The organism is bacterium (assembly GCA_035549195.1).
Lineage (GTDB): Bacteria > Oederibacteriota > Muellerivitia > Muellerivitales > Muellerivitaceae > DASZRK01.
In genome coordinates this window covers 17,436-42,481 of record DASZRK010000069.1, presented here as the reverse complement: position 1 = coordinate 42,481, position 25,046 = coordinate 17,436, and the positions used below count along the sequence as shown (strand labels likewise).

The following is a 25,046-nucleotide window of genomic DNA, read 5'->3' as shown; positions in this document are numbered from 1 at the left end:
TCTTAAGACAAGGAACCAAGTTCACGAAAAGCAGGAGGGGATCATGGCAACGATGACACAGGAAGCGAAAAAAACAGGGGTGATGAAAGCGCTGGTTTACCACGGGCCCGGGAAAAAATCCTGGGAAGAAAAGCCCAAACCGGTGGTCCGGGAAGCGACGGATGCTGTCGTCCGGATCACCACCTCCACCATCTGCGGCACCGACCTGCACATCCTCAAGGGCGACGTCCCGACCGTGACCGACGGGCGGATCCTGGGGCATGAGGGCGTCGGGATCGTGGAATCGGTCGGGACGGGGGTCCGCAACTTCAAGGCGGGGGACAAGGTCCTCATCTCCTGCATCACCTCCTGCGGGCGTTGCGACAAGTGCAAGAAGGGGATGTATTCCCACTGCCGCGACGGCGGATGGATCCTGGGGAACAAGATCGACGGCACCCAAGCCGAATATGTCCGGATCCCCCACGCGGACAACAGCCTCTATCCGGCCCCGGCCGGGGTCGATGAGGACGCCTTGGTGATGCTCTCGGACATTTTCCCGACGGGTTTCGAGTGTGGGGTGCTGAACGGCCAGGTGAAGCCCGGGGATACAGTGGCCATCGTGGGGGCCGGCCCCATCGGGCTGGCGGCCCTTTTGACCGCCCAATTCTATTCCCCGGCGCTCCTGGTCCTGATCGACCGGGACGACAACCGGCTCGCCGTGGCCAAGGCCTTTGGGGCCACCCATACGGTGAATTTCGAGAAGGAAAAAGTGGAGGAGAAGGTGCGGGCGATCACGGGAGGCGAGGGGGTGGACGTGGCTATCGAGGCCGTGGGAGTGCCCTCCGCCATCGAGACCTGCCAGGCCATCATCGCCCCCGGCGGCCACATCGCCAACATCGGGGTCCATGGGAAGCCGGCGCCCCTGCACCTGGAATCCCTTTGGGACCGGAACATCACGCTCACGACCCGCTTGGTGGATACGGAGACCACGCCCATGCTCTTGAAGGTATTGCGGTCGGGGAAGTTGGACGCGAAAAAGATGGGGACCCATCAGTTCGCCTTGTCCGACATCCTCGCGGCCTACGAGATCTTCGGCAACGCCGCCAAGGAAAAGGCCTTGAAGGTGGTCTTGAAAGCCTGATGGGGCTTGAGGGATGTGGTCGGTCCAAGAAGGTCGCCCAATTCCTGGCGTCCGACACCTCGGCCTATAGGACGGGGGCCCTGGTCATCGTGGATGGCGGAAGGCTCCCGATGCGACGGGCGACTCCACCCGGGGCTATGGACCGGTGAAGGTTCATTGCCCCCCGTGGAAGATATAGACCGCCAGGTCATGGACCTGGGCTTGGGTCAGGACCTTTTCGTAGGGCTTCATCAGGGCCTTGGGGTTCATCTTGCGCGGGTTGCGGATGTAGTTCCGGATGAAGTCGAGGTCCCGGTAGCGTCCCTCGGCGCCGAGTTCCAGGGGATGATCCCCATTGCCAGGCTCCATGGAATGGCATGAGGAACAGTGTTCCTTGAAAAGCACCGGCGCTTCCGGGCTGAAGGTCCGTCCGCCCAGGGTCCGGAGATAGGCGGTGAGGGCCAGGGCCTGTTGATCGGAAATAGGGATCTGGACCATCTTCGAATCGGCGACCGTTTTTTGGGGTTCCCGGAAATGGGCGAAAAGCCATTCGGGCACCCGCCGGAACCCCACATTGTCCAGCGCGGGACCGACCCTGCCGCCGACCCCTTGGATCCGGTGGCAATAGGAACAATTCAGTTGGGTGTAGAGGCGCCGGCCCTGGACGACCTTGGGGTCCTCCGGGGTGGCGGTGGGGGTGGGGGAGAGCCCGGGGTTCAGGTCCATGATGGCCCGGCCCTGGACCAGGGCGGCCAAGGCTCCGGCGAGGAGGAGAGGGACAAAATACTTTTTCATGGCGGCCTCCTTTGGATCACACGATGGGGGATGGGTAATAAAGGATCGCGGGCGGAAGATCCGGATGCTTTCGCGCCATATGGACGAGCTGATGCCGGGTGCCCTCCAGGCGCTTGGCAAGGGATTCGGCCAATTTCTTCATGACCTCATAGCCCAACAGGGGATAAAGGCCACATTTGTCCATGACCGGGCGTCCGTCCAAGGCCAAGGCTTCCACCCGGGTCTTGGCCCGCGCGTCGAATTTCCATTTGAAAGGCGGGAAGGCCCAGGACCAGCCCAGGCTGCCCCCCTTGTGGATGTGGGAGATGACCAAGGGGGTCCCGGGTCCTTTCGTCAAAAGGCCCAGTTCGACCACACCCTTTTCGATGAGATAGAGGGACCTGGCTTTTCGGCCTTGCCGAACGATCCATTCACCGGGCTGGAAGACCACCGGGTGGGTGGCCTCGGCCAGTGTCAGGATGTTCTCGGCGGAGACCTGCCGCAGGAAGGGATGTTGCTGGAGCCTTTTGACGATGGTCAACATGGGGTTCCTCCTTTTTGGGTCAGTTCACAGGACGAAAAGGCTCAAGCCGCCCTTGACCGGCATGAAAAGGGAAGGATTGTCGGTCCAAGGGCCGCCGGGCGTGGTGAAGTTCAGGTCCAAACGGGCCTGGAGATAAAGGGCGGTGCCGGGGGCGATGATGAAGAGCGCCCCCGCCCCGGGCGCGAGCAGTAGGTTCGTTTCCCGGTTGGAAACGTGGCCCCAAACGCCCTGGGTGAGGTTGTAGTTGTTGACGGCCACGCCGGCCCCGGCCAGGGCATAGGGCCGGACCCAGCCATCTCCGAAGGTCCAACGGGCCACCGCCAGCATGGGAACATAGATCCATTCCCCGGCCGAAGCCCCCGTCCCTTTCTGGTCGCAGTCGTAATAGCCCAGGTCGGCGGAAAGGCTGAAGGACCGGTCGAAACGGTAGCCGATCAGGATGTCCCCTCCCACCCCCCGGTCATAGTCCCGGCCGGCGGCCGAACTGACCGGGAAGATGAAACCCCCGTCGATGGCCTCGATCCAACGTTGGTTCTCGGGCATGGGATCGGCGGGCCGGACCGGGCCGGCCAGGGCGAGAATGAAAGGGAACAGCAGGAATAACTTCCTCATGACGGGCCTCCTTTCGGGAGGGAGACTACTTTTTACGGTGGAAGGTCTTCCAAAGGGCCCCGGCCACCGCACCGGCCGCCAGGGCGGCCACCAAGGCCTTCTCGGGGTTCTTTTGGGTGTAATCCACCGCTTGTTTTTGCCGCTTCTTGAATTCCTCCTTGGCCTTGAGGATCTTCGCCCGGCCTTCCTTGATCTTGGCCTCGACCTTGGCCCGGTTCTCCGGGGTGTTGTATTTCTTCTCGAGCTCGATCAAGGTCGCTTTACCCTCCTTCAGGACCTTTTCGATCTTTTCCCGGATCTTCCGGATCTCCGCCGGATCGGAGAATTTTTCCTTCGCTTCCTTCAACTTTTCCTTGAGTGCCATGACAGGCTCCTTTCGGTTTTTGGGTGATGGGTCCTCAACGGTTCCTTTTTCTCCTGAGCCGGGTTGACTGCAGGAGGATCACGGACGTCAAGAGCACCAGGAGCCCCCCGACCAACAGGACGAGAGGTTGGGGGACCTTGGCATATTCGATGAGGCCGTCGAAGATCCCCAGGACCATGAAAAGGAGGCCCAAGGAGATCCATAGGTAAAGGAGGAGCAGGACGCCGATCCGCCTCAGGAAATTTTCCACTTGGTCGTCCCAATGGTCCTGGACCTGCCCGATCAAAAGGCGCAGGGTGGCGAGGACCTCGAAGATCTTGGAGATCACCTCGGAGACCAGGGAACGGTCCTTTTTCGCTTCCTTGTCTTGGCCGGTCATGACGGTCCTCCTTTCAACGTTCCGGAACGGGCCGGTGCGCCCCCGGTTGGTATTTTCCGTGGGTGAAGCGCCGGAGCCGCAGTCCAAGGACCAAAAGCGGGATCCCGAACAGCAGGGCGAAGAGCCCGGTCAGCACCACCAACCGGATGCCGCTGGGGTGGAACAGGAAAATGGAGGTTCCGTAGAGCATCGACACGGCCCCGGCCATCAACAAGGACCTTTTGCGGTCCCTGTATTCGGTCAGGTCGAGGGATTGGTGGATCTCCAGGGCCCCGGTCAGGAGCGACCAGGACGCGATCCAGTAGAAGAGCACCAGGGCCCCCTTCTCCGGTTGGATCCAGGTCCAGATCCCCAAGGCGATGCTGAGGGACCCCTCGACCAGCAGGCTGTTCCACCGCTTCCCGCCGCCGAAGTCCTGGGCTCCGAGGACCAAGGAAAAAAGGCCGTCCAGGAAGGCGTAACAGCCCAGCATGAGCAACAGGGTCGCCAGGATGGAGACGGGCCTGAGGAAGATGGAAAGCCCGAAAAGATCGTTGGGACCTTCCTCGAGGCGGACCGCCCAGAACAGGGAACCGGCCCCGAAGAGGATGCCTAAGACGCCCCGTCCGGAGAGGATCCACCAGAATTTCGCCATGATGTGGTGCCGCATGTCACGCCTCCTGGGACTGAGGTTGGGGAACGGGTGCCCGGGCCGTCCCGGCCTCTTGGGCCGCCACGGTCTCCAGCCCTTTGAGCACCGAATCGGGGTTGAGGGAGATGGAATCGATCCCGCAGCGCACCAGGAAGGCCGCGAATTCGGGATGGTCGCTGGGGGCCTGTCCGCAGATGCCGATCTTGGCGCCGGAGGCCTTGGCCCGGCGGATCACCTCGGCGATGGAGCGGGTCACCGCTTCGTCCCGTTCATCGAAGAGTTTGGTGAGGATGCCCGAGTCCCGGTCCACCCCCAGGGTCAATTGGGTCAGGTCATTGGAGCCGATGGAGAAGCCGTCGAAACGTTCCGCGAATTCCTCGGCCAGGATCACGTTGGCGGGGATCTCGCACATCATGTAGACCTGCAGGCCCTTCTCTCCCCGTTTCAGGCCTTGGGTGGCCATGACGGCGAGCACCTTATCCGCCTCGCCCAGCGTGCGGCAAAAGGGGACCATGACCACGATGTTGTCGAGCCCCAAGGTCTCCCGGGCCCGCTTCAGGGCCGCGCATTCCAGTTCGAAACCGGGCTGGTAACCGGGGGAGTAATAGCGCGATGCCCCCCGCCAGCCGATCATGGGGTTCTCTTCCTTCGGTTCAAAGGCCGCGCCGCCGACCAGGTTGGCGTATTCGTTGGTCTTGAAGTCGCTGAGGCGCACGATGACGGGTTTGGGGTATTGGGTGGCGGCGATCTGGGCCAGCCCCCGGGAGAGCTTATCCACGAAATATTCCTTCTTGTCGGCATAACCTTCGGTGAGGCGGGCGATGAGGGCCTTCGCCTTCTTGTCCTTGAGGGCCCGGAAGTTCACCAGGGCCATGGGATGGACCTTGATGGACTCGCTCACCAGGAATTCCATGCGGGCCAGGCCGATGCCTTGGACCGGCAGATGCCACCATTGGAAGGCGGCGTCGGGGCTGGCGATGTTCATGAGGATCTGGGTGCGGGTCTTGGGAGCCTGGTCCAGTCGGATCTCTTTTTCCTCGAAGGGAAGAGCGCCGGGATAAATGGAACCCTGGAGCCCTTCGGCGCAGGAGAGGGTGACCATCTGCCCGTTCTTCAGGAGGCGGGTGGCCCGCCCCGTACCCACCACGGCGGGGATCCCCAGTTCCCGGCTGACGATGGCGGCGTGACAGGTGCGTCCCCCGTGATCGGTCACGATGCCTTTGGCCTTCTTCATGATGGGGACCCAGTCGGGGTCGGTCATTTCGGCCGCCAGGATGGACCCTTCCTTGAATTTTCCGATGTCCTTGGCGCTCTTGACCCGGCAGACCGGACCGACGGCCACCCCTTCGCCGACCGCCATCCCGGTGAGGATGGGGGTGCCGGTCTTCAAAAGCCGGAAGCTTTTGAGGATCCCGAGGGCTTTCCGGGATTGGACCGTTTCCGGCCGGGCCTGCACCATGAAGAGTTCCCCTGTTCTCCCGTCCTTCGCCCATTCCATGTCCATGGGCTTCCCATAATGTTTTTCCACCAGCGCCGCCCATCGGGCCAGTTCCATGATCTCGGGGTCGGAAAGGACGTAACGGGCCTGCTCGGATTTGCTGGTCCTGACCAGCCGGGTCCCGCCCTGGGGGCCGTAGATCAGCTTGATCCTCTTGGATCCCTTTTTCTTCTCGAGGATGGGCGTCAGGCCGGGTTGGTCGAGCAGGGGTTTGAAGACCATGTATTCGTCCGGGTCCACTTCACCTTGGACCACCGTCTCCCCCAGGCCGAAGGCCGCATTGAGGAGGGCCACCCGGGGGAAACCGCTGTCGGTATCGATGGAGAACATCACGCCGGAGGCCCCGATGTCCGAGCGCACCATCCGTTGGACCCCGATGGAAAGGGCGACCTTCTTATGGGAATAGCCTTTTTCGATGCGATAGCTGATGGCCCGGTCGGTGAAGAGGGAGGCGTAGCATTTGCGGCAGGCGGCGAGCAACGGCTCCTCGCCCCGGATGTTCAGGAAGGTCTCTTGTTGTCCGGCGAAGGAGGCATCGGGGAGGTCCTCGGCGGTGGCCGAGGAACGAACGGCGACGGACGGTTCCTTTTCCCCGGTTTTCTGGGCGAGGCCCCGGTAGGCGGTCCGGATGGCCTGCGATAATTCCGAAGGGAAGGACCCTTTCAGAAGGAACCCGCGTGTCTTGATGCCGACGGCCCTCAATTTCCGGGGGGACTTTTCCGCTTCCTGGGCCAGCTTTTCGAGTTGGTCTTCCAGGCCGTTCTCCGATAGGAAACGCCAATAGGCATCGGAAGTGACGGCGAAGCCGTCGGGGACCCTCACGCCGGCGGTGGAGAGGTTGCGGACCATTTCGCCCAAAGAGGCGTTCTTCCCGCCGACTTGGGGGATATCGGTGATGCCGATCTCGTTGAACCACTTGATCCAGACGGACATGGGAGCCTCGGAATCCTCTCTTTAAGGAAGAGGGTTTCCGATCTCAGTGTCGGTCGGTAGGTTCCTGGAAGGTATGACTTAAGTCAGGCAAACAAGGATATTGGGGATGGGCCGACAGGGCTCAAGGCTTTGGGCCGGGTTTTGGGCGCCATCGGCCGAGGCCTTCCCGCCAATGGCTTTCCACCTCGAACCAATCCTCCCAAATATCCTCCCCCGCGGCGGGGTCCGCCGGCGTCCATTGGATACGGCCTACCCGGGGGCGATCCTTGGGCCCTCCCCGGGGATAGGATCGCTTCCCGGTACCCGGCTGGGGGATCGCCATCGGGGTCCGTCCCCGTCGGTCCTTTTTGCGGGTCAATGGACGGTCCGTTTGAGGTGATCCCTCAGCCTTGTTCCCAAGACCAGCATGGGGATCCCCAGCAGAAGGGCATAGGCCCCGTAAAGGAAGAGCAGGAAGCTCCCCCCGGCATGAAGAAGGATCACCACGAGGCCGAAGGCCAGGGAACAAAGCCCTGCGAAAAGGAACTGTTTCTTACGGTCCTGATATTCCGTCTTGTGAAGGCCCTGGAGGACCTCCGCCGTCCCCGTGATCAAGGCCCATAGGGCGATCCAATAGAAAAGGAACAACACACCGGTGTCGGGATGGATCCAAGCCCAGGACCCCAGGCCCAAGGTCAGCACTCCACAGGCGACCAGGCCCCACCAATGGTGCCCATCCCCGAAATCCTGGAACCCCAGCAGGACGGAAAAGATCCCGTCTGTCAGGGCGTAAAGGCCCAGGAAAAAAAGGAGGACGGCCAGCGTGGTGAAAGGGTCCATGAGAAGGGCCGAACCGAAGGGACTGCGGGGGGAAAGTTCGAGGTGGAGGAACCAGCCGAGAGCGGCGGCTCCCAAGAGGATCCCCAGGGCCCCACGTCCCACGAGGATCCACCAAAATCTTGCCTTGAGATGGTGGGTCATTTTCGACCTCCTTTTTCGAAGGCGCCGGCCCGGAGCGGGGAAAGGATGCCCCCGTTGTCGGGCTCGACGGGTCTTAATTCAATTAACCCTCCGTTATTGGACCTTTACAATCCCCCGCGGTCATTTTGATGATCGGGCGGATGAAGACCGGAAGATGCGGGACGGAAGACCGTGGGAGGGGACGGACTTACATCGTTTTCCGGGAGTTTGAAAGTGATGAAAGGGGGAAGGGGATGTCCGTTGCGGGGACCCACGATGGAACGGGAAATGCCTAACGCGTGGCCTGAAGGGATCTCAAGCGGGCGACCTGGGGCCAAAGGTAGGCGACACCCAGCACGATGGCGATGCTTCCGATGCCCCCCAGGACGACCGAGGGAACGGTCCCGACCAGGGCGGCGACCGTTCCCGATTCGAAGGCGCCCAGTTGGTTGGAAGAATTGATGAAAAGGTAGTTCACGGCTTGGACACGGCCCAGGAGCCGGTCGGGGGTGAGGACCTGCACCAGGCTTCCCCGCACGATGACGCTGATGTTGTCCAAGGCCCCGATCAGGAACATCATGGCCAGCGACAGCCAGAGGTTGCGGGAGAGTCCGAAGACGATGGTGGCGGCGCCGAAACCGGCGACCGCCCAGAGCAGGAGCAACCCGGGACGCTTCATGGGTCTTTGGGCGATGGTCAGGGCCATGAGGAAGGCCCCGATGGAAGGCGCAGCCTGGAGCCAGCCCAGGCTGAAGGGCCCGGAGTGGAGGATGTCCTTCACGAAGCTGGGCATGAGGGCCGTGCAACCGCCCAACAGCACTGCGAAGAGGTCCATGGTGATGGTGGCCAGGATCGGCTTGGTGTTCCAGACGAAACGGGCCCCTTCCATGAGGGAAGTGATGTTGATCGAGGCCCGGTTCCGGGCTTGCTTCCGCAGGTCAAAACCCATCAACGCGAACAGGAATAGGACCTCGAAAACGATGCTCGTGCCATAGATGTAGGGATAGGGGACCCTTTCCAGGAGGAATCCGCAGGCCGCCGGACCGGTCACGGAGGCCAATTGGAAGGCCGAGCTGCCCCAGGTGATGGCGTTGGTCAGGTCCTTGGGCGCCACCAATTGGCGGATCATGGCCTGCTTGGCCGGGTTATAGAAGGCATTGCAGGTTCCCATGAGGAAAAGGAAGCCGAAAACGACCCACCGGAAGTTCGCCGACTCGTCATGGAGGGAGGAGGCCCAACAAAGCCCCGCCAGCCCGGCCAGATAGGCCAAGGTCGAGACGATCAGGATCCGGCGCCGGTCGTAACGGTCGGCCACGTTCCCGCCCAAGAGCGCCAAGCCGATGGCCGGCAGGAAGGTGAAGAGACCCATCAGGCCCAAGTCCAGTACCTGTCCGGTCTTCATATAAAGCTCCCAGCCCAGGGCGACGATGACCATCTGGTTCCCGAAAATGAGCAGGAAATTGGTGATGATATAGAGGCGGAAGTCCCGGGATCGAAGGGACGCGTAGGGGTCGTGGCCCTTTTTCCTTTGGCTTTTTTTCATGGCGGGCATTGTAATGGCGAAAGCCCATCCAATTCACCTTTTGCTTCATCCCGGCATAGCGAGGAGAGGGAATGCCTTTCGTCCTGACCGACCGTGGGAAGTTCTTCTACGAGGAATATCGTTCCGAGGGGCCCCCGGTCTATCTCCTGCACGGTCTGACCGCCAAGCACCAGGATTGGTCCTCGACCCCCGACATGTTGGCCAAGTTGGGTTACCACGTCTTCGCCTTCGACATGCGGGGCCATGGACGTACCTACTGGGAAAGCCGTAACGAGGACGAAAAGGGACAGGACTTCACCCCGGAAGGTCACGCCAAGGACCTGGAGGCCTGCGCCAAGGCGTTGGGCCATAGCGGGCTCCATGTCATTGGCCATTCCACCGGCGGACGCAACGCCCTGGTCTTCGCGGCCCTTTTCCCGGACCTGGTCCGTTCCCTGACCGTCATCGACCAGACCCTGACCAAGGACCTGGAGAGCTGGAAGAAATACCGGGACCGCCGGGGCGAATATCCGGCCCCATTCGCCGACGAGAAGGCCCTGGACGATTTCCTGCGCGGGAAATTCCCCGGGGACAAGCTCCGCTTCGACTATTACAAAGGGCAGTTCTGGAAGAAGGAGAACGGGGAATGGGACTGGAATTTCTCCTCCTTCGGGGCCAGTGAGACCCAGCGCTTGGGCCGGGAGAAGGAAGGCTATCCCTGGCTGCCGCAGGTGAAATGCCCCATCCTCTATATCCAGGGCGGGGACAGCCGTTACATGGAGGCGGGGGAACGGGAAAAGATCGAAAGCCTGATGACCCATGGGCATTTCGTGGTGGTGGAAAAGGCCGAGCACGCGGTGTTCCGCGACAACCCGGAAGGGTTCCTTCGGGTCCTGGCTACCTTCCTCAAAGAGAACGGCTAAGGATCATTCGTATCGCAGGGCGAGGATGGGACTCAGCTTGGAGGCCTTGATGGCGGGCCAGAGGCCGGCCAGGACCCCGACCAAGGCGGAAAAAACGGAGGCCAGGAGCACGGCGCCGGGCGTGACGATGGCCGCCCATCCGGCGAACTTGGAGATCCCAAATACGATCCCCCAACCCAAGAGAACGCCCATGGCCCCGCCCACGATGCCCACGGCCATGGATTCGATAAGGAACTGGGACAGGATGTCGAACCGCCGGGCCCCGATGGCCTTGCGCAGGCCGATCTCCCGGGTCCGCTCCGTCACCGAGACCAGCATGATGTTCATGATGCCGATGCCCCCGACCAAAAGGGAGATGGCCGCGATGGAGGAGAGCAGCACCGTCATGATCTCCGTGGTGGCGCTCAAGGTGGCTTGGATGTCGGCCATGTTCCTGACCTGGAAGGCTCCCTCGTTTTCCGGGGTATCGGGGATGTGTTTGAGTTTCATCATGTAGGACTGGACGGCGTCCGCCACCGTCCCGGTGTTCTGCGGGCTGTCCGCTTCGATGTCCACCATGTTCACGTATTCCTTCCCGAAGAGCCGGTACATGGCGGTGGTCACGGGGACCACGATGGCGTCGTCCTGGTCCTGGAACCCGTTGGAGCCCTTGACCGGCAGAACCCCGATGACCTGGAAGCTGGTGCGGTTGATCTTGATCCATTCCCCGATGGGGTTGGCGTTGTCCCCGAAGAGGTTCTTGACGACGGTGAGCCCCACGACGGCGACCCGATTCCGCTTCTGGACGTCGTCGTTGGAGACGAAACGCCCGGCGACGGGGACGGCGGCCCGCATCTCGGCGTAGCTGGGGGTGGTGCCGGTCACCTGGGTGTTCCAGTTCTTGTCCGCGTAGGTCACCTGGACCCTTCCGGAGATCTCGGGGGCGGTCCGCTTGACCATGGGCACCTTGGCCACCGCCTCCGCGTCCTGGAGGGTGATGCGGCTGGTGCCACCGGTCCCTTGCTGGACGCCTCCCACCGAGAGGGAACCGGGGCGCAACATCAGCAGGTTCGTGCCCAGGGAGGCCAGCCTTTGTTCCATGGATTTCTGGGCGCCGGTGCCCACCGCCAACATGGCGATGACCGCCGCCACCCCGATCAGGATGCCGAGCACGGACAGTCCGGAACGGACCTTGTTGGCCAAAAGGGCCCGGAGGGCCTGGCGGAAATATTCCTTGGACTGGCGCAAGCTGAAACCGGCCGAAGAGGCCTTTCCGGCGTCCTTGAGGATCTCCCGGGTCTTGGCGGCGCTGGGGGCTGGCGCGGAGGAACGGTTGGACCGGTCGGAAAGGACCTTACCGTCCTTCATGGTGATGACGCGCCGGGCGTGGGCGGCGATGTCGGGTTCGTGGGTCACGAGCACCACCGTGATGCCGCTGGCGTTCATCTTGCCCAGGAACTCGATGATCTCCGCCGAGCTCTTGGAGTCCAGGTTGCCGGTCGGTTCGTCGGCCAGGATCATCTTGGGCTGGTTGACGAGGGACCGGGCGATGGCGACCCGTTGCTGCTGGCCTCCGGAGAGCTCGTTGGGCCTATGGTCGAGGCGTTCGCCCAGGCCCACCATCCTTAAAAGATCCTTGGGGTCATTGTGGGAGGAGTCGGGGTCCGAATAGAGCAGGGGCAGGGAGACCTGCTCCACCGAAGGCGTACGCGGCAGCAGGTTGAACATCTGGAAGATGAAGCCGAGCGTCCGGCTCCGGATGGCGGCCAGTTCGTCCTCCTGGAGGGCGGAGACCTCCTTGCCCAGGAGCTTATAGGAACCCGAAGTGGGGGAATCGAGCAACCCCAGGATCTGGAGCATGGTGGACTTGCCGGAGCCCGAGGCGCCCATGATGGCCACGAACTCGCCCGCTTCGATCTCGAGGGAGACCCCGTTGAGGGCGCGCACCTCGGTATCGCCCATCCTGTAGACCTTGGTGAGGTTCTTGATCTCGATCACATTCACGTCAAGGCTCCCGTCAAAGATTTACCACGGAGTCGCGGAGGGCACGGAGAAAACGAAAGGAACGGATTTTAGAAAGGCGTGATCCGTCTCCGCATTCTCCGTACCTTCGTGGTGATGGGGTCAATGTCCCCCGCCCCGGTTGCCGCCGCCACTGCTCTTGCCTCCCCGCATGTTGGGCATGAAGGGGTTGGTCCCGGTGGAGGGCGCGGACAGCTGCCCGGCGGAGAAGGACTTGATCAACACCTTGTCGCCCTCGGCCAGCCCGGAGACGATCTCGGTCTGCTTGCCGTCGGTCATCCCTGTCTGGACCGCCACGGTCTGGGGTTTGTCCCCCTTCTTGGCGGGGCCTTCCAGCACGTAGGAGGAGCCGTCCGGTCCCTGCTGGATGGCCTCGGAGGGGATCACCAGGACGTCGTCCTTCTCGCTGACCTTGAAGACCACGTTGGCGGTCATGCCGCTTCGCATGAAGGGAGGGACCTTGTCGGGCCAGACCTCCACCGGATAGGTGGTCACATTGTTGGAAAGGACCGACTGGTAGGCGATGCGGCGCACCTTGGCCGGGATGGATTGGCCCGGGTAGGCATCCAGCGTGATGACGGCGTCCTGGCCCAGGCGGATCTGGGCGAGGTCGGTCTCATCCACCTGGGTGTTCACGATGAGATGGTCGGACATCACCATGATGGTGTCGGCGGTGGAGACCACTTGGCCCGGCACGGTGGGCAGGTTCACGATCTGGCCCGAGAGAGGGGAGAGAAGGGGCGTGGATTGGTAGAGATCCTCCCATTTCTTCAAGGCGTCCGGACCTTGGGCCCGGGCGGCGTCCAGCAGGGTGGCCCGCTCGGTGGAGCTGAGTTCCACCAGTACCTGGCCCTTCTTCACATATTGTCCCTCTTGGATGAGGATCTTCTCGATCCGCCCCGAGATGGGCGGCTTGATATCCAGCTGGTTCTTGGGCTGGACGTTGCCGGTGGCCAGCACCGTGATCTGAAGGTCGTCCCGGGTCACCTCGACCGGCCGGAACCCGCCTGAGTTGGCGCCGCCGTTCCCCCATTTTTTCGTCTTCCCACAGCCCGCCCCGACCAGGAAGCAGGCCAGCAAGATCAGGACCGCCGATCGTGGACCGCGGATGGTTCGCAAGTTCTTCACGGTATCTCTCCTTTGCCTTGGGCCAATTCCCAGGCCGCCTCGGTGGTCTTGGCGGTGAGGGAACTGGATAGTTGTGATTTTTGCTGGGAGGTCAGGTTGGTCTCGAGCTGGTCCCAGTTCTGGAAGCTCAAGAGGCCGTTCAGGTACTCGGCCTTGGCGATCTCCTCGCGGGTCTTGGCCGCGGAAAGGAAGGAGGACTGCACCTGGGTGTTCTCCACCGCGTTCTGGTAGGAGGAGAAGGCGCTTTCCAGGGAGGCCGAGGTCTTGAGCAGGGTGCTTCGCAGGTCCTCCTGGGCCGCGCCCTTGGATTCCTCGGCGCTCATGAAGTTGAAGAGGTCCTTGCCGCCGGTGAAGAGCGGAAAGTTGAGCGAGAGCCCGGCCGACCAACCCGGGGTGTTCAGGTCGTCCAACCCGTCCCCTTGGCGGGAGAGGCTGGCATTGGCGCTCAGGGTGGGGAAGAAGGTCCCCCGGGCGCTGACATAGGAACTTTCGGAAAGGTGGAGTTGGGCCAGGGATTGGAGATAGGCGGGGGTCTGGAGGGTCAATTGCTTGAAATCGGGAATGGCGGGTTGGAGGGCCGGGACCTGGAATTCACCGGCGACCTGGATGTCCCCCGGGAGGTCCCGCCCTAAAAGAAGGGCCAACTGGCGTTGGGCCAGGCTCAAGGACCGTTTGGCTTGGTCCACCTCATAGAGCGATTCCTGGTAGGTCGCCTGGGCCTGCAGGAGGGAGCCCTTGTTGTCGGTGCCGCCCTTGTAGTTCATCTCGACCAGGTCCTGGTTGGCCTTGTTGCGGTCGGCGATGGTCTGCAGGAGCTGGATCTGTTGTTGGGAATAGAGCAGGGTATAGAAGGCCACCTTGAGGTCCCGGGATAGCTGGGCCTTGGCTTGGGTGAGTTGGGCCCGGGCGATGTCCAGTTGGGCGTTGGAGGAATCCACCGACGCGAAGTCGCGGAATCCGGAGAAGAGGCTTTCGGAAGCCGAGAGGCTGAGGTTGGCCGAACCCGAATGGGGTCCGGAGAGGGCGTCGTCGAGCCCGCCCGGACCCGACCGGCCCGCGGAGGCATTCAGGGAGATCTGGGGGAAGAACTGGCCGAGGCTGGCCATATGGCTGTTCTCGGCGGCGTTCAGGGATCTTTGGGCCGAGAGCAGGTCGGGGTTGTTCAGGGTCGCTTCCTTGAGGCATTGGGACCATGACAAACCGGCCTCCTCCGCCGGGAGGAGGGTGGGGATAAGGAGTAGGATTCCCAGCAGGAGCGGTCTGTTCATGGTCGGATTATAGACGTCCAAAAGGCTACGAACGGGCCTTTGTTGCCGGCGATCCGGGGCCTTGGCGCCTTTCCTTTAAAAGCCCTTTTCGTTATACTTCCGGACCCTTGAAGCCGGTTAGGCCCAAGCCTTCCGGCTTCTTATTTTTTTAACGAGGAAGAAATGACGCTAAGGAACGATCTCCGCAATATCGCCATCATCGCGCACGTCGACCATGGCAAGACCACCCTGGTGGACGCCCTTTTCAAACAATCCGGGGTCTTCCGCGCCAATGAACATATGGAAGAAAGGGTCATGGATTCCAATGACCTGGAAAAAGAGCGCGGGATCACCATCTTCTCCAAGAACGCCTCGGTCATCTGGAACGGTACCCGCATCAATATCGTGGACACCCCCGGCCACGCCGATTTCGGCGGGGAAGTGGAGCGCATCCTTTCGATGGTGGACGGAGTGCTCCTGCTGGTGGACGCGGCCGAAGGCCCCTTGCCCCAGACCAAGTTCGTGCTCCGCAAGAGCCTGGAGCAGGACCTGGACGCCATCGTGGTCATCAACAAGATCGACCGCAAGGATGCCCGGCCCCACGAGGTCGTGGACAATGTGCTGGACCTTTTCATCGCGCTGGGCGCCAACGAGCATCAGATCGGCTACCCGGTGGTCTATGCCATCGCCCGCGAGGGGAAGGCCACCCTGGACCTGGAGAAACCCGGCACCGACCTGAAGCCCCTTTTCGACACCATCGTCAGCCATTTCAAGCCCGTCGACGTGGACCTGGATTCGCCCTTCCAGATGCTGGTCACCACCACCTCCTACAACGAGTACCTGGGCCGTATGGCGGTCGGCCGCGTCAAGCGCGGGAAGATCAAGCTCAACGACCCTATCACCCTCGTCAAGCTGGACGGCCGCAAGGTCACGAGCAACGCCACCAAGATCTTCACCTATCAGGGCATCAAACAGGCGGAGTGCGAGGAAGCCTCGGCCGGCGACATCATCCTTTTGGCGGGTCTGGAGGACGTCCAGATCGGCGAGACGGTGGCCTCTTCCGCCAACCCGGAGGCCCTGCCCCCCATCACCATCGACGAACCGACCATGTCCATGGTCTTCTCGGTCAACAACAGTCCCTTTGCCGGCAAGGAAGGGAAGTTCGTCACCTCCCGCCATTTACGGGACCGCCTTTTCAAGGAAGCGGAAGCCAATCCCACGTTGAAGATCAGCGAGACCGAGAGCCCGGACGCCTATAAGGTGTCGGGGCGCGGGGAACTGCACTTGGGGATCCTGATCGAGACCATGCGCCGGGAAGGCTATGAGTTCCAGGTTTCCCGTCCCCAGGTCATCTTCAAGATGACGGAAGGCAAGCTGGAAGAGCCCTATGAGAACCTCATCGTCGACGTCCCGAACAATTGCGTGGGCGTGGCCATGGAAAAGCTGGGGGCCCGCAAGGGAGAAATGAAGAACATGACCCCCCTGTCCGAGGTGACGACCCGCATCGAGTTCCACATCCCGTCCCGCTGCTTGCTGGGGTTCCGCACCGAGTTCATGACCGACACCAAGGGCGAGGGCGTCCTGCACCACGTTTTCGCCGGTTACGGGGAGTTCAAGGGCGAGATCAGCGGCCGGGGCCGTGGCGTCCTGGTGGCGTTCGAGCCCGGCATCACCGCCGCCTATGGGATGTTCCAATTGGCCGACCGGGGCAAGTTCTTCATCAACCCCCGAATGGAGGTCTATGAAGGCATGATCGTGGGCGAGCATACCCGCGAGAACGACATCGCCGTCAACCCTTGCAAGACCAAACACCTGAGCAATATGCGCAGCAAGTCCTCGGACGAGGCCTTGACCCTGGAACCGCCCACCATCTTCTCGCTGGAGCAGTGCCTGGAATACATCCAGGACGACGAACTGCTGGAAGTGACACCCCAGAACCTGCGCATGCGCAAGAAGATCCTCAATAACAACGAGCGCATGAAGACCGAGAAGCAGACCGCCAAGAGCTCGGCCAAGCAGATCCTGGAAGAGATGGCCAAGAACCCCAGGGCTTAAGGCCGGACCCAAATAGGGGTAGAATGCCCGCATGAAACCCTTGAAGTGGACATCCTTATCGGCCTTGTCGGCGCTCCTCATGGCCTGGCCTTCCCTGGCTTTTGCCCAGATGTCCATCCCGCCCGATGATGCGAATCCCAACCTGCCCCAACTGACCGGCTTCGAGAAGCCCTATGAATACGAGCGGCAGGCCAATGGTTATGACCCCGAGGGCGTGGAATATAAAGAGAACCAATCCGAGGATTTCCAGGTGGTCTTCATCACCTCGCTGCCCTTCACTGCCCTGGCCAGCTATGGATTGACCGGCCTGGCCTCCCTCGCCACCCGGGGCACCTTCGATGTGAACGGGGATTACTTCCTTCCTTTCTTGATCGGGACGGGCGTGGGGTCCACCACCATCGCCTGCGTGTCGGTCCTGACCAACCCTTATCCGGCTCCGTCGGCCTGGGACCCGCATCCGGGCCCGGACCGGCTGGCCTTGCGGTTGCCCGTGGCCACCCTGCGCTTTTAAGGGCGCGTTCTTTCCGCAGGATGAAGGTTAAAGGAACGAACCTACGAATTTCTGTTCGGCCTTTCGGGGTTCCGGCTAAAATGAGGGCTCTTTGAACATCCCTGTCCAGGAGCCGGCCCGCATGAAACCTTTTTGGACCTTCCTTGTCTTGGCCTCGATGGCATCCCTTGTGATGGCCCAGGACATGCCGCCCCTTCCGCCCTTGCCGGACCAGGGGTCCAGCGCCGCTAACTCCGCCACCACGTCCGCTCCGCCGCCCTTGCCCGAGTCCCCCGCGGCACCGGCCGCTTCCGCCCCCGCTTCCACTTCCCCCGAACTGCCGCCCTTGCCGGGCGACGCTTCGGCGCCCTCTTCGACGACCTCCACCAGCGCCCCTCCGGCCCTTCCGGCCCCTTCCGCCACCGAGGAGGCCCCGGCCCTTCCCGCGCCCGGATCGGACCAATCCGCCTTGGCGGCCCCGTCCACTGAAGCCGCAGCGGCCGAAGCGCCCGCCAAGCCGTCCAAGAAGAAGGCCAAGAAGGTCGAACCGTGGCAGGTCTCCAACTACCGGCCCAACGTGATCTTCGGGGGCTGGATCCATGCCAAGGGGGGCAATTCCTCCTCGCGGATCGCCTGGGCTTCGCAAGAGGTCCTGAACGCATTGCTCTTCCATAAATACCGCCTCGTGAATCCCACGGAGGGAAAGGCGGAAAAGGGGAACTACGACGGTCAGCCCGGCAAGCAATGGCGGGAATTCACCTTCGTCGCGCCCAAGTCCAAGGTGCAGGTGAACGTCTATCTAGGCAATGTGGGCAAAAAGGTCTGGGTCCGGGTGGGCCCGGGCGAGGGCACCCCGCCCGCTTCCACGTCATTGGCCCAGGCCAAGAAGCTCAAGACTGAGGACCTGGCGGCCCTCCACTTGATCCAACGGAAATTGGGACGGCGGCTTTCCCCCAACCGGGTGGTCCCCCGTTGGGACGCCCCTTACCGTTACGCCGATTCCACCGCCGATCATTGACCGGAAGCCTTGGACCGGAAGCTCCTGGCGGATATTTTTTATGGGATCGGGATCGTCGCGATCCTCTTTACGGTGATCCGTACCTATTTACGGCTTTCCCGGCTCAAGAAGGACGCCGGTTACGCCCGTAAAAAGCTGGGACCGGACGGGACCGAAGGGAAATAGACCAGGGTGACCGCAAGCCCTGGGAGGCGTTTTTGATGAAGAAGAGTTGTTCCTGAAAGGATGGGATATGGCCCGCAAAGAAGCCGTCGTCACCGATTTTTTGAAGGAAGTCAGCCTTTTCGACGGGATGGAGGACAAGGTCCTCAGTCAGATCTTCAAGCTCGGCAAGGTCCATGAATTCAAGGCCGGCAAGATGATCATCGAAGAGGGCCAGGCGGGCGGGAACCTCCATATCCTCATCAACGGCCGGGCGGAGGTCTCCAAGTCGGGCAAGGAACCGGGCGAGAAGAAATACCTGGCCGATATCAGCCGGGGCTCCCTTTTCGGGGAGATGAGCGTTTTCGACGACGCCCCCTATTCCGCCTCCATCAAGGCCCGGGAGGACTGCCAGGTCCATGTCATCAAGGGCGCCGATTTCAAGAAGTTCCTCAAGAAGAACCCCGAGGTGGCCTACGATGTTTTCTGCACCCTCATCAGCCTGATCTCCAGCCGCCTGCGCCGCACCAATTTGGCCTTTTCGCTCCTGGAGTTCAGCTAAAAGTCCCTTCCCGGAAAAGGGCGCTCTCCTCTACATTTGGTGGTTCAAAGTCCTTGCGTCACCATCCCTTGTGATGTAAAGTCCTGATAAATCAAGCCAACCCCACCCCTTTCCCCTTCTTTCCTGGCTTTCATACCCTCTTTGGGAGCCTTTTTTGTACCTCAAGAAGATCGAGATCCACGGTTTCAAATCCTTCGCCGACAAGACCGAACTCCTCTTTGAACAGGGTGTCACCGCGGTGGTGGGCCCCAACGGTTGCGGCAAGACCAACGTGGCTGACAGCATCCGCTGGGTCATGGGCGAGCAATCGGCCAAGGGCCTGCGCGCCTCCGACATGACGGACGTCATCTTCAACGGTACCGACCAACGCAAGCCCGCCGCCATGGCGGAGGTGACCCTGACCCTCTCCAACGAGGACAAGGCCCTGCCGCTGGAGTTCAACGAGATCTCGGTCACGCGCCGGGTCTATCGTTCGGGCGAGGGCGAATACCTCATCAACAAGACCCTGGCCCGCCTGAAGGACGTGAAGGACCTCTTCATGGGAACGGGCCTCGGCACCAGCGCCTACTCGGTCATGGCCCAGGGCCAGATGGACCAGATCATCACCTCCAAGCCCAACGAACGCCGGGCGATCTTCGAGGAGGCCGCCGGCATCACCCGTTACAAGGCCCGCAAGGTCGAGGCCACCCGCAAACTGGAAGCCACCGAGCAGAACCTGGTGCGCATCTCCGACATCATCGCCGAGATCAAGCGCCAGATCTCCACCCTGGAGCGCCAGGCCAAGCAGGCCGAGAAGTACCGGGAGTACAAGGAGGAGCTGGCCAAGCTCCAGGTCCTCATCCACCTGGACAAGTTCGAGAAGCTCAAGGGACGGTTGAAGGACCTGCATCACAAGATGTCCCAGGTCCAACACAAGCTCGAGGATGCCCAGCACGAGACCCATAAGCTGGAAGTGGACGAGAAACACCAGCGCCAGATCCTCAATGAGGTGGAGGGGGAATTGGCCCAGGTGCGGGAGCAGGCCTATAAGGTGGGCAGCGAAGTGGAGGTCAACCAGGGCCGCATGGAAGGCACCCGCCGACACCGGGACATGTTGGCCGACCAGAAGATGCGCAACCAGAACCAGATCGCCGAGGGATTGAGCCGCATCGAACAGTTGAAAGAGTGGATCGCGGAACGCCGCAAACTCTCCGAGAACCGCGTGTCCCAGAAGGAAGAAAAGACCAGGGCCAAGGCCGAGCTGGAAGGGAAGCGGGGAGCGCTGGAAAGCCAGCTCCAGGACCAGACACAGGACCTGGAGGTCAAGAACGGCGCCGTCATGGACCTGGTGAAGAAGTCGGCCCAGATGAAGGCCGAACTGGAATCCCTCCAATCCCAGGACGAAGAGACCTCCCGGCGGGTCAAGGACCTGACCACCCAAGTGGAACGGCTCCTCCAAGAGGCCGCCCAGGCCCAGGACCGCTTGACCCGGGCCGAGGGTTCCAAGAACGCCGCCCAAGCCCAAGGGGTCCAAGCCGAGGAGGCCATCCTGCGCCTGCAAGCCGCCCTCTCCGAGCAACAACATCGGATCGAGGAGGCCCAGGAGGCGCTCCAACGATTGAACAACCAGGTGTCCGAGACCCGCTCCCGTTATGGGGTCCTGGAAGAGCTCCAGAACAAATTGACCGGCTACGACCCGGGCGTCCGCTCCGTCCTTTTGGCCAAACAGAACGAGCCCCTCATGTGGCAGGAAGTATTAGGGGTCCTGGCGAACCTATTGGTCGTTGAACAGGCCCATGAGGCCGCGGTCGAGGCCCTCTTGGGTGGGCAGCTCCAATCGCTCGTCGTGAAGGACCGCGCCACGGCCAACAAGGTCATCGCCCACCTCCGGGCCGAGGGCCAGGGCAAGGTCTCCCTTTTCATCCTGGAGGACCTTCACAAGCAATCGTCCCAAGGGCCGTCCCCGGAGGCCCTTTCCGAGGGCGCGGTGGAAGGGCCGATCGCCCGGTTCATGAAATTCGACCCCGTTATGGAGCCGGTCGTCCGGTTCCTTTTCGAGCAGGACCTGCTGGTCAAGGACCTCGACTCCGCCGTGGCCCTGAGCGAGCGTTATCCCCGCCTGCGTTTCGTCACCAAGGAAGGGGACCGGACGGGTCCCCTGGGTTTCCTGAAGGCCGGGTCGGAAGTGACCGGGCTTTCCCTCCTGGGCCGTCACCGCGAGATGTCGGAGCTCTCCGAGAAGATCAAGGGCCTGGAAGCCCAGGTCCAGCAGACCGAGTCGGCCATCGGCGAAGCCAAACGCCAGCGCAAGGAGAATGAGGACCAATTGGTCGGGGCGGAAAAGTCCCGCCAGGAATCCCGGATCCGCATGGCCGAGAACGAGAAGGAGATCGTCCAGTTGGGCGAGACCCTGCGCCGCTTGGCCCAGGAAAAGACCCAGGAAGAGAAGGAAAAGTCCGACCTGGAGGCCCATTGGAACACCGACCGCCAGAGGATGAGCGAGCTCCAAGAGATGCTTTCCCAGAGCGAAAAGGCCCACCTGCTGACCCAGGAAGAGATCGGCGAGGCCCGCAAACGCCTCCAGGACCTGCAAGCCGACCGCGACGACCTGTCCAAACAGGTCCTTCAGGTCGATATGGAACTGTCGGCCCTGGAAGAAGTGGCCAACCGGGCGCTGGAAGAGGCCGAGCATTACCAGAAAGAGCAGGATCAACTGGTCCAATCGGTCGCCCAGAAGAAGGAAGAGAACGAACAGATCGACAAGCAAGAGGGCCAGCTTTCCCTCGACCTGACGGACCTGGAAAAGAAGGCCGGAGGGTTGGTCGAATCCAAGGACGCGGCCGACGCCCGCGTGAAGATCTTCGTGGAGAAGCGCGAGAAGATCGCGGTGGAGACCGAGGAACGGGCGGAGAAGGTCCGCGTGGCCCGTACCAAGTTCGAGGAGGTCCAGCGCGAGGTGCATGGTTTCGAGGTGCAGGAAGCCCAACTGAACGTGGAGGCCCGCAACATCGAGGAGAAGCTCCAGGTGGAGTACAAAGTGGACCTGGAGAACCCGCCGGTGGCCCTGGACAAGGAGTTCGACGGGGACTCCGCGGAGAAGGAATCCATCGAACTGCGCGCCAAGATCGAACGCTTAGGGCTCGTCAACATGGTGGCGGTCGAGGAATACGACGAATTGAACCAGCGCTACAAGTTCCTCGCCGAACAGCGGGATGACCTGCTCAAGGCCAAGGACGACCTTCAGAAGGCCATCAACAAGATCAACCTGACCTCCAAGGAGCTTTTCACCTCCACTTTCGCCACCGTCCAGGAGAACTTCAAGGACACCTTCCAGCGCCTCTTCGAGGGCGGGCGCGCCGAGCTGATCCTCATCGACGAGGGGGACGTGCTGGAATCGGGCATCGAGATCGTGGCCCGGCCCCCGGGCAAGCGCCTCCAATCCGTGTCGCTGCTCTCGGGGGGGGAGAAGGCCCTGACGGCCATCGCGCTCCTCTTTTCCCTTTTCATGGTGAAGCCCAGCCCCTTCTGCCTGCTGGACGAGATCGACGCGCCCTTGGATGACGTGAACGTGGGGCGTTTCGTGCATCTCTTGCGGGAGTTCGCCAAGAAGACCCAGTTCATCATGATCACCCACAGCAAGGTCAGCATGGAATCCGCCGATGTGATGTATGGCGTCACCATGCAGGAATCGGGTGTGTCGAAGGTCATCTCCACCCGCTTCCGTGAGGGAACCCCCGAAGAAACTCCCGTCCCTTGAGGCTCGGCTCCCGTCTCGAGAAGGCCTTCAAGGGCCTTTTGGCCTGGATGGCCGCCCGCCTTAATCCCGCCCCTTCCGTCGGACCCTTCCAATGGCGCCCCGGTCTTTCCATCCTCGTCCTTCGGCCGGACCGCCTGGGCGATTTCGTGCTGACCGTTCCCGCCTTGAAGGAACTCGAGAGGCTTTCCGGCGGATGCGGGGGTTGGACCCTGGTGGCGGGCCCCAATAACGAAGAGGCGGCCCGGGCTTTTTTTCCCCAGGCCCGCGTGCTGGTCTTCCGGTCCTCGCTTTTTTCCCGTCTTTCGCTCTTCATGAAGCTCCGGCGCGGGAGATACGACCTGGCCCTGGACTTCCATTCCTTTCCCTTCTCCGCCACTTCGGCCTTCATGACCATGCTCTCCGGCAGTCCTTGGCGGGTCGGGTTCCGGGCCCAAGGGGACTACGCCGAGATGTCGGGGCGGGTCTTCAACCTGGGGGTGCCCGAGCCGGAGCCTTTCCAACATGAAAGCTTGAAGGCTTGGTCCTTGTTGGGGCCCTTGGGGGCCGCGGCGGCGCCCGCCCGTATCCCGGCCCCCCAAGCTCCAGCCCTGTCCGAAACCATCGAACGGAAGGTGGAGGATTTCTTCGGGGCGGTGGGAGGGGGGAAGAGTTTCCGGCTGGGGGTCCATCCCACGCTCTTGAAGGAGGACAACCGGTGGTCCTTGAACCGATGGCTCGAACTGATCGAGCGGCTTTCGCGGATGCAAGGGCTCCAGGTCTTCGTGATCCACGGAAAAGGGGAAGAGGGACGCTTGAAGGAATTCCTCGAGCTCATGGGTCCCCGGTCCCATGTCTTTACCCTGCCTGATAACGGCCTTTTCTTTATACTGGGGTCCATCCGGCGTATGGACCTTTTGATCTGCAATGATAGCGGCCTGATGCATTGGGGGGCCTTGGCCGCGCCCGTGCTGGCCCTGTTCGGCCCCAGCGACCCGGGACAATGGGCGCCCCTGACGGGGGGGGCGGAGGCCCGGATCTTCCGCGCCGAGGACAGGCATTGCGACTCCATCCCTCCCTTGGAGGTCGCCCAGGCGGTTGAAAAAAGGATGGCCTCCCCGAAAGGGTGAATATGGGACTATTCGACCGGATCAAGGCGGGACTGTTCAAAACCGCCCAACAATTGACGGCCCCCCTCGCCCAGGTCCTTCCCTTGGGTCCTTCCATTCCCCCGGAGACGTTGCGCCAATTGGAGGAGCAACTGGTCCTGGTGGACATGGGAGTGCCGACCGCCCGGGAACTTTTGAAGGAAATCCAGGAAAAAGCGGGGTCGAACTCGGGGAAGGATGCCCATGGGTTGGCCCGGCTTTTAAGGGAAGCGGTGGAGGCCAAGCTTCGAAAGACCTATAGCCCCTTCGACCTTCCCAAGCCCGCCGTCATCCTCCTGACCGGGGTGAACGGCGCCGGCAAGACCACGACCACCGGGAAATTGGCGGCGCGTTTCGCCTCCGAAGGCCGGAAGGTGCTCCTTGCCGCCGGCGATACCTTCCGCGCGGCGGCGGAAGAACAGCTGACGCAATGGGCCGAACGTGCTAAAGTAGGGATCGTTCGGGGTTCCCATGGGGCCGCCCCGGCGTCCGTCGTTTTCGACGCGCTTAAGTCGGGGCTTTCCGCGGGTGCCGACTGTTTCCTGGTGGACACCGCGGGACGGCTCCACAATCGTCAAAATCTAATGGAAGAGCTCCAAAAGATCGCCCGGGTCTGCGAAAAGGCGGCCCCCGGCATCCATCAGGAGAAGTGGCTGGTCCTGGACGGCAACACGGGACAGAACGCCGTGGCCCAGGCCCGGGAGTTCCATAAAGAAGTGGGACTGACCGGCCTGGTCCTTACCAAGCTGGATGGGACCGCCAAGGGCGGTATCGTCGTGGCCTTGGGCGACCAGTTGGGGCTTCCGGTGCGTTTTTTGGGTGTGGGGGAGGGGATGGAGGACCTGGTGCCCTTCGATCCCGCCCTGTTCGCTGAAGCGCTGGTGCCGTATCCTGTCGTGAACACATAAGGAGGGGGTTCATGGAGCGTTTGGTCTTGGCTTCCCGATCGGCCATGTCCAACACATCGGTGACGGTCGTGGACATCGAAGGTGTCCTCGACATCAACACCGTTGGCGAGTTCGAAGCCATCCTCCAGGACCTCTTCAAGAAGAAGCAGTACAAGATCGTCCTCAATATGAAGAAGCTTACCTACATCTCGAGCGCCGGTTTCGGGGTCCTGATGAGCATCATCAAGGACGTCCGCAAGAACCGGGGCGATATCAAGATCGCCAACGTCAGCCCTGACATCTATAAGGTGTTCGACCTACTGGAACTGCCGGGCCTCTTCCATATCCTCAAGACCGAACAGGACGCGGTGAGCGAATTTTAGGCCCCCGGGCCTACCCCGTCCGATCAAGCGTCCCAACCCCCAGATGTCCCGTTCTT

At 62.0% G+C, this 25,046-nt stretch carries 23 protein-coding genes; 11 read left to right on the top strand and 12 right to left on the bottom strand.

The features are described from left to right. Positions 1–82: 82 nt before the first annotated feature. Entirely contained in the window at positions 83–1,120 is a 1,038-nt protein-coding gene (locus VHE12_12220) for a zinc-dependent alcohol dehydrogenase family protein (GenBank protein ID HVZ81545.1), read from the top strand. A 153-nt stretch (positions 1,121–1,273) separates the two neighbouring features. On the opposite strand, the gene VHE12_12215 is transcribed toward VHE12_12220, so the two are convergent. The 9 genes from VHE12_12215 to VHE12_12175 all read right to left on the bottom strand — a co-directional run bounded on the left by VHE12_12215 (position 1,274) and on the right by VHE12_12175 (position 9,316). Further along, positions 1,274–1,894, bottom strand: coding sequence for a c-type cytochrome (locus tag VHE12_12215; protein HVZ81544.1), 621 nt, complete (start codon positions 1,892–1,894; stop codon positions 1,274–1,276). A 16-nt stretch (positions 1,895–1,910) separates the two neighbouring features. Further along, a complete protein-coding gene (locus VHE12_12210) occupies positions 1,911–2,417 on the bottom strand; it encodes a cyclic nucleotide-binding domain-containing protein (GenBank protein ID HVZ81543.1) in 507 nt (168 codons plus the stop codon). 24 nt (positions 2,418–2,441) lie between these two features. Then, positions 2,442–3,029 carry an outer membrane beta-barrel protein gene (locus VHE12_12205; GenBank protein HVZ81542.1) on the bottom strand — a complete coding sequence of 196 codons (588 nt, stop codon included), beginning with the start codon at positions 3,027–3,029 and terminating at the stop codon, positions 2,442–2,444. 25 nt (positions 3,030–3,054) lie between these two features. Continuing rightward, positions 3,055–3,393, bottom strand: a complete 339-nt coding sequence (locus VHE12_12200; protein HVZ81541.1) for a hypothetical protein — start codon at positions 3,391–3,393, stop codon at positions 3,055–3,057. A gap of 34 nt (positions 3,394–3,427) precedes the next feature. Next, a complete protein-coding gene (locus VHE12_12195) occupies positions 3,428–3,772 on the bottom strand; it encodes a hypothetical protein (GenBank protein HVZ81540.1) in 345 nt (114 codons plus the stop codon). Between the two features lie 13 nt (positions 3,773–3,785). After that, positions 3,786–4,421, bottom strand: a complete 636-nt coding sequence (locus tag VHE12_12190) for a DUF308 domain-containing protein (GenBank protein ID HVZ81539.1) — start codon at positions 4,419–4,421, stop codon at positions 3,786–3,788. 1 nt (position 4,422) lies between these two features. Then, positions 4,423–6,834: a phosphoenolpyruvate synthase gene (ppsA, locus tag VHE12_12185; protein HVZ81538.1), complete on the bottom strand. Its 2,412-nt coding sequence runs from the start codon at positions 6,832–6,834 to the stop codon at positions 4,423–4,425. A 354-nt stretch (positions 6,835–7,188) separates the two neighbouring features. Continuing rightward, positions 7,189–7,794 (bottom strand): DUF308 domain-containing protein, encoded by a 606-nt coding sequence (locus tag VHE12_12180; protein HVZ81537.1) that lies wholly within the window; start codon positions 7,792–7,794, stop codon positions 7,189–7,191. 271 nt (positions 7,795–8,065) lie between these two features. Beyond that, entirely contained in the window at positions 8,066–9,316 is a 1,251-nt protein-coding gene (locus tag VHE12_12175; protein HVZ81536.1) for an MFS transporter, read from the bottom strand. Positions 9,317–9,387: 71 nt separating this feature from the next. Between VHE12_12175 and VHE12_12170 the strand changes: the two genes are divergently transcribed. Continuing rightward, entirely contained in the window at positions 9,388–10,218 is an 831-nt protein-coding gene (locus VHE12_12170) for an alpha/beta hydrolase (GenBank protein HVZ81535.1), read from the top strand. A 3-nt stretch (positions 10,219–10,221) separates the two neighbouring features. Here VHE12_12170 and VHE12_12165 read toward each other — a convergent pair whose 3' ends face one another. The 3 genes from VHE12_12165 to VHE12_12155 form a co-directional block, all read right to left on the bottom strand. Further along, complete coding sequence (locus VHE12_12165) at positions 10,222–12,201, bottom strand: ABC transporter permease (GenBank protein HVZ81534.1); 1,980 nt, start codon at positions 12,199–12,201, stop codon at positions 10,222–10,224. A 120-nt stretch (positions 12,202–12,321) separates the two neighbouring features. Continuing rightward, complete coding sequence (locus VHE12_12160) at positions 12,322–13,347, bottom strand: HlyD family efflux transporter periplasmic adaptor subunit (protein ID HVZ81533.1); 1,026 nt, start codon at positions 13,345–13,347, stop codon at positions 12,322–12,324. Further along, on the bottom strand, positions 13,344–14,615 hold the full coding sequence (locus tag VHE12_12155) for a TolC family protein (GenBank protein ID HVZ81532.1): 1,272 nt from the start codon (positions 14,613–14,615) through the stop codon (positions 13,344–13,346). Before VHE12_12155 ends, VHE12_12160 begins: the two co-directional genes overlap by 4 nt. 162 nt (positions 14,616–14,777) lie before the next feature. Here VHE12_12155 and typA point away from each other — a divergent pair, with 162 nt between their 5' ends. From typA to VHE12_12110, 9 genes are all read left to right on the top strand, one after another. Next, positions 14,778–16,649, top strand: a complete 1,872-nt coding sequence (gene typA, locus VHE12_12150; GenBank protein ID HVZ81531.1) for a translational GTPase TypA — start codon at positions 14,778–14,780, stop codon at positions 16,647–16,649. A 31-nt stretch (positions 16,650–16,680) separates the two neighbouring features. Continuing rightward, on the top strand, positions 16,681–17,160 hold the full coding sequence (locus VHE12_12145; GenBank protein ID HVZ81530.1) for a hypothetical protein: 480 nt from the start codon (positions 16,681–16,683) through the stop codon (positions 17,158–17,160). Between the two features lie 91 nt (positions 17,161–17,251). Further along, entirely contained in the window at positions 17,252–18,157 is a 906-nt protein-coding gene (locus VHE12_12140; protein ID HVZ81529.1) for a hypothetical protein, read from the top strand. Between the two features lie 9 nt (positions 18,158–18,166). Beyond that, positions 18,167–18,322: a hypothetical protein gene (locus VHE12_12135; GenBank protein HVZ81528.1), complete on the top strand. Its 156-nt coding sequence runs from the start codon at positions 18,167–18,169 to the stop codon at positions 18,320–18,322. Between the two features lie 67 nt (positions 18,323–18,389). Then, positions 18,390–18,860 (top strand): cyclic nucleotide-binding domain-containing protein, encoded by a 471-nt coding sequence (locus VHE12_12130; GenBank protein HVZ81527.1) that lies wholly within the window; start codon positions 18,390–18,392, stop codon positions 18,858–18,860. A gap of 154 nt (positions 18,861–19,014) precedes the next feature. After that, positions 19,015–22,596, top strand: a complete 3,582-nt coding sequence (gene smc / locus VHE12_12125) for a chromosome segregation protein SMC (protein HVZ81526.1) — start codon at positions 19,015–19,017, stop codon at positions 22,594–22,596. After that, positions 22,593–23,702: a glycosyltransferase family 9 protein gene (locus tag VHE12_12120; protein ID HVZ81525.1), complete on the top strand. Its 1,110-nt coding sequence runs from the start codon at positions 22,593–22,595 to the stop codon at positions 23,700–23,702. Before smc ends, VHE12_12120 begins: the two co-directional genes overlap by 4 nt. A 2-nt stretch (positions 23,703–23,704) precedes the next feature. Then, positions 23,705–24,628 carry a signal recognition particle-docking protein FtsY gene (gene ftsY / locus VHE12_12115; GenBank protein HVZ81524.1) on the top strand — a complete coding sequence of 308 codons (924 nt, stop codon included), beginning with the start codon at positions 23,705–23,707 and terminating at the stop codon, positions 24,626–24,628. An 11-nt stretch (positions 24,629–24,639) separates the two neighbouring features. Continuing rightward, positions 24,640–24,990 carry an STAS domain-containing protein gene (locus VHE12_12110; protein HVZ81523.1) on the top strand — a complete coding sequence of 117 codons (351 nt, stop codon included), beginning with the start codon at positions 24,640–24,642 and terminating at the stop codon, positions 24,988–24,990. Positions 24,991–25,046 lie beyond the last annotated feature (56 nt).

What these genes read in the sequence shown, in the direction of transcription:
- VHE12_12180 (HVZ81537.1), bottom strand. Translation starts at nt 7,794, where the DNA reads ATGACCCACCATCTCAAGGCAAGATTTTGGTGGATCCTCGTGGGACGT.
- VHE12_12190 (HVZ81539.1), bottom strand. Translation starts at nt 4,421, where the DNA reads ATGCGGCACCACATCATGGCGAAATTCTGGTGGATCCTCTCCGGACGG.
- VHE12_12215 (HVZ81544.1), bottom strand. Translation starts at nt 1,894, where the DNA reads ATGAAAAAGTATTTTGTCCCTCTCCTCCTCGCCGGAGCCTTGGCCGCC.
- ppsA (HVZ81538.1), bottom strand. Translation starts at nt 6,834, where the DNA reads ATGTCCGTCTGGATCAAGTGGTTCAACGAGATCGGCATCACCGATATC.
- VHE12_12155 (HVZ81532.1), bottom strand. Translation starts at nt 14,615, where the DNA reads ATGAACAGACCGCTCCTGCTGGGAATCCTACTCCTTATCCCCACCCTC.
- VHE12_12210 (HVZ81543.1), bottom strand. Translation starts at nt 2,417, where the DNA reads ATGTTGACCATCGTCAAAAGGCTCCAGCAACATCCCTTCCTGCGGCAG.
- VHE12_12220 (HVZ81545.1), top strand. Translation starts at nt 83, where the DNA reads ATGAAAGCGCTGGTTTACCACGGGCCCGGGAAAAAATCCTGGGAAGAA.
- VHE12_12110 (HVZ81523.1), top strand. Translation starts at nt 24,640, where the DNA reads ATGGAGCGTTTGGTCTTGGCTTCCCGATCGGCCATGTCCAACACATCG.
- VHE12_12175 (HVZ81536.1), bottom strand. Translation starts at nt 9,316, where the DNA reads ATGAAAAAAAGCCAAAGGAAAAAGGGCCACGACCCCTACGCGTCCCTT.
- VHE12_12205 (HVZ81542.1), bottom strand. Translation starts at nt 3,029, where the DNA reads ATGAGGAAGTTATTCCTGCTGTTCCCTTTCATTCTCGCCCTGGCCGGC.
- typA (HVZ81531.1), top strand. Translation starts at nt 14,778, where the DNA reads ATGACGCTAAGGAACGATCTCCGCAATATCGCCATCATCGCGCACGTC.
- VHE12_12195 (HVZ81540.1), bottom strand. Translation starts at nt 3,772, where the DNA reads ATGACCGGCCAAGACAAGGAAGCGAAAAAGGACCGTTCCCTGGTCTCC.
- VHE12_12200 (HVZ81541.1), bottom strand. Translation starts at nt 3,393, where the DNA reads ATGGCACTCAAGGAAAAGTTGAAGGAAGCGAAGGAAAAATTCTCCGAT.
- VHE12_12145 (HVZ81530.1), top strand. Translation starts at nt 16,681, where the DNA reads ATGAAACCCTTGAAGTGGACATCCTTATCGGCCTTGTCGGCGCTCCTC.
- VHE12_12130 (HVZ81527.1), top strand. Translation starts at nt 18,390, where the DNA reads ATGGCCCGCAAAGAAGCCGTCGTCACCGATTTTTTGAAGGAAGTCAGC.
- ftsY (HVZ81524.1), top strand. Translation starts at nt 23,705, where the DNA reads ATGGGACTATTCGACCGGATCAAGGCGGGACTGTTCAAAACCGCCCAA.
- VHE12_12170 (HVZ81535.1), top strand. Translation starts at nt 9,388, where the DNA reads ATGCCTTTCGTCCTGACCGACCGTGGGAAGTTCTTCTACGAGGAATAT.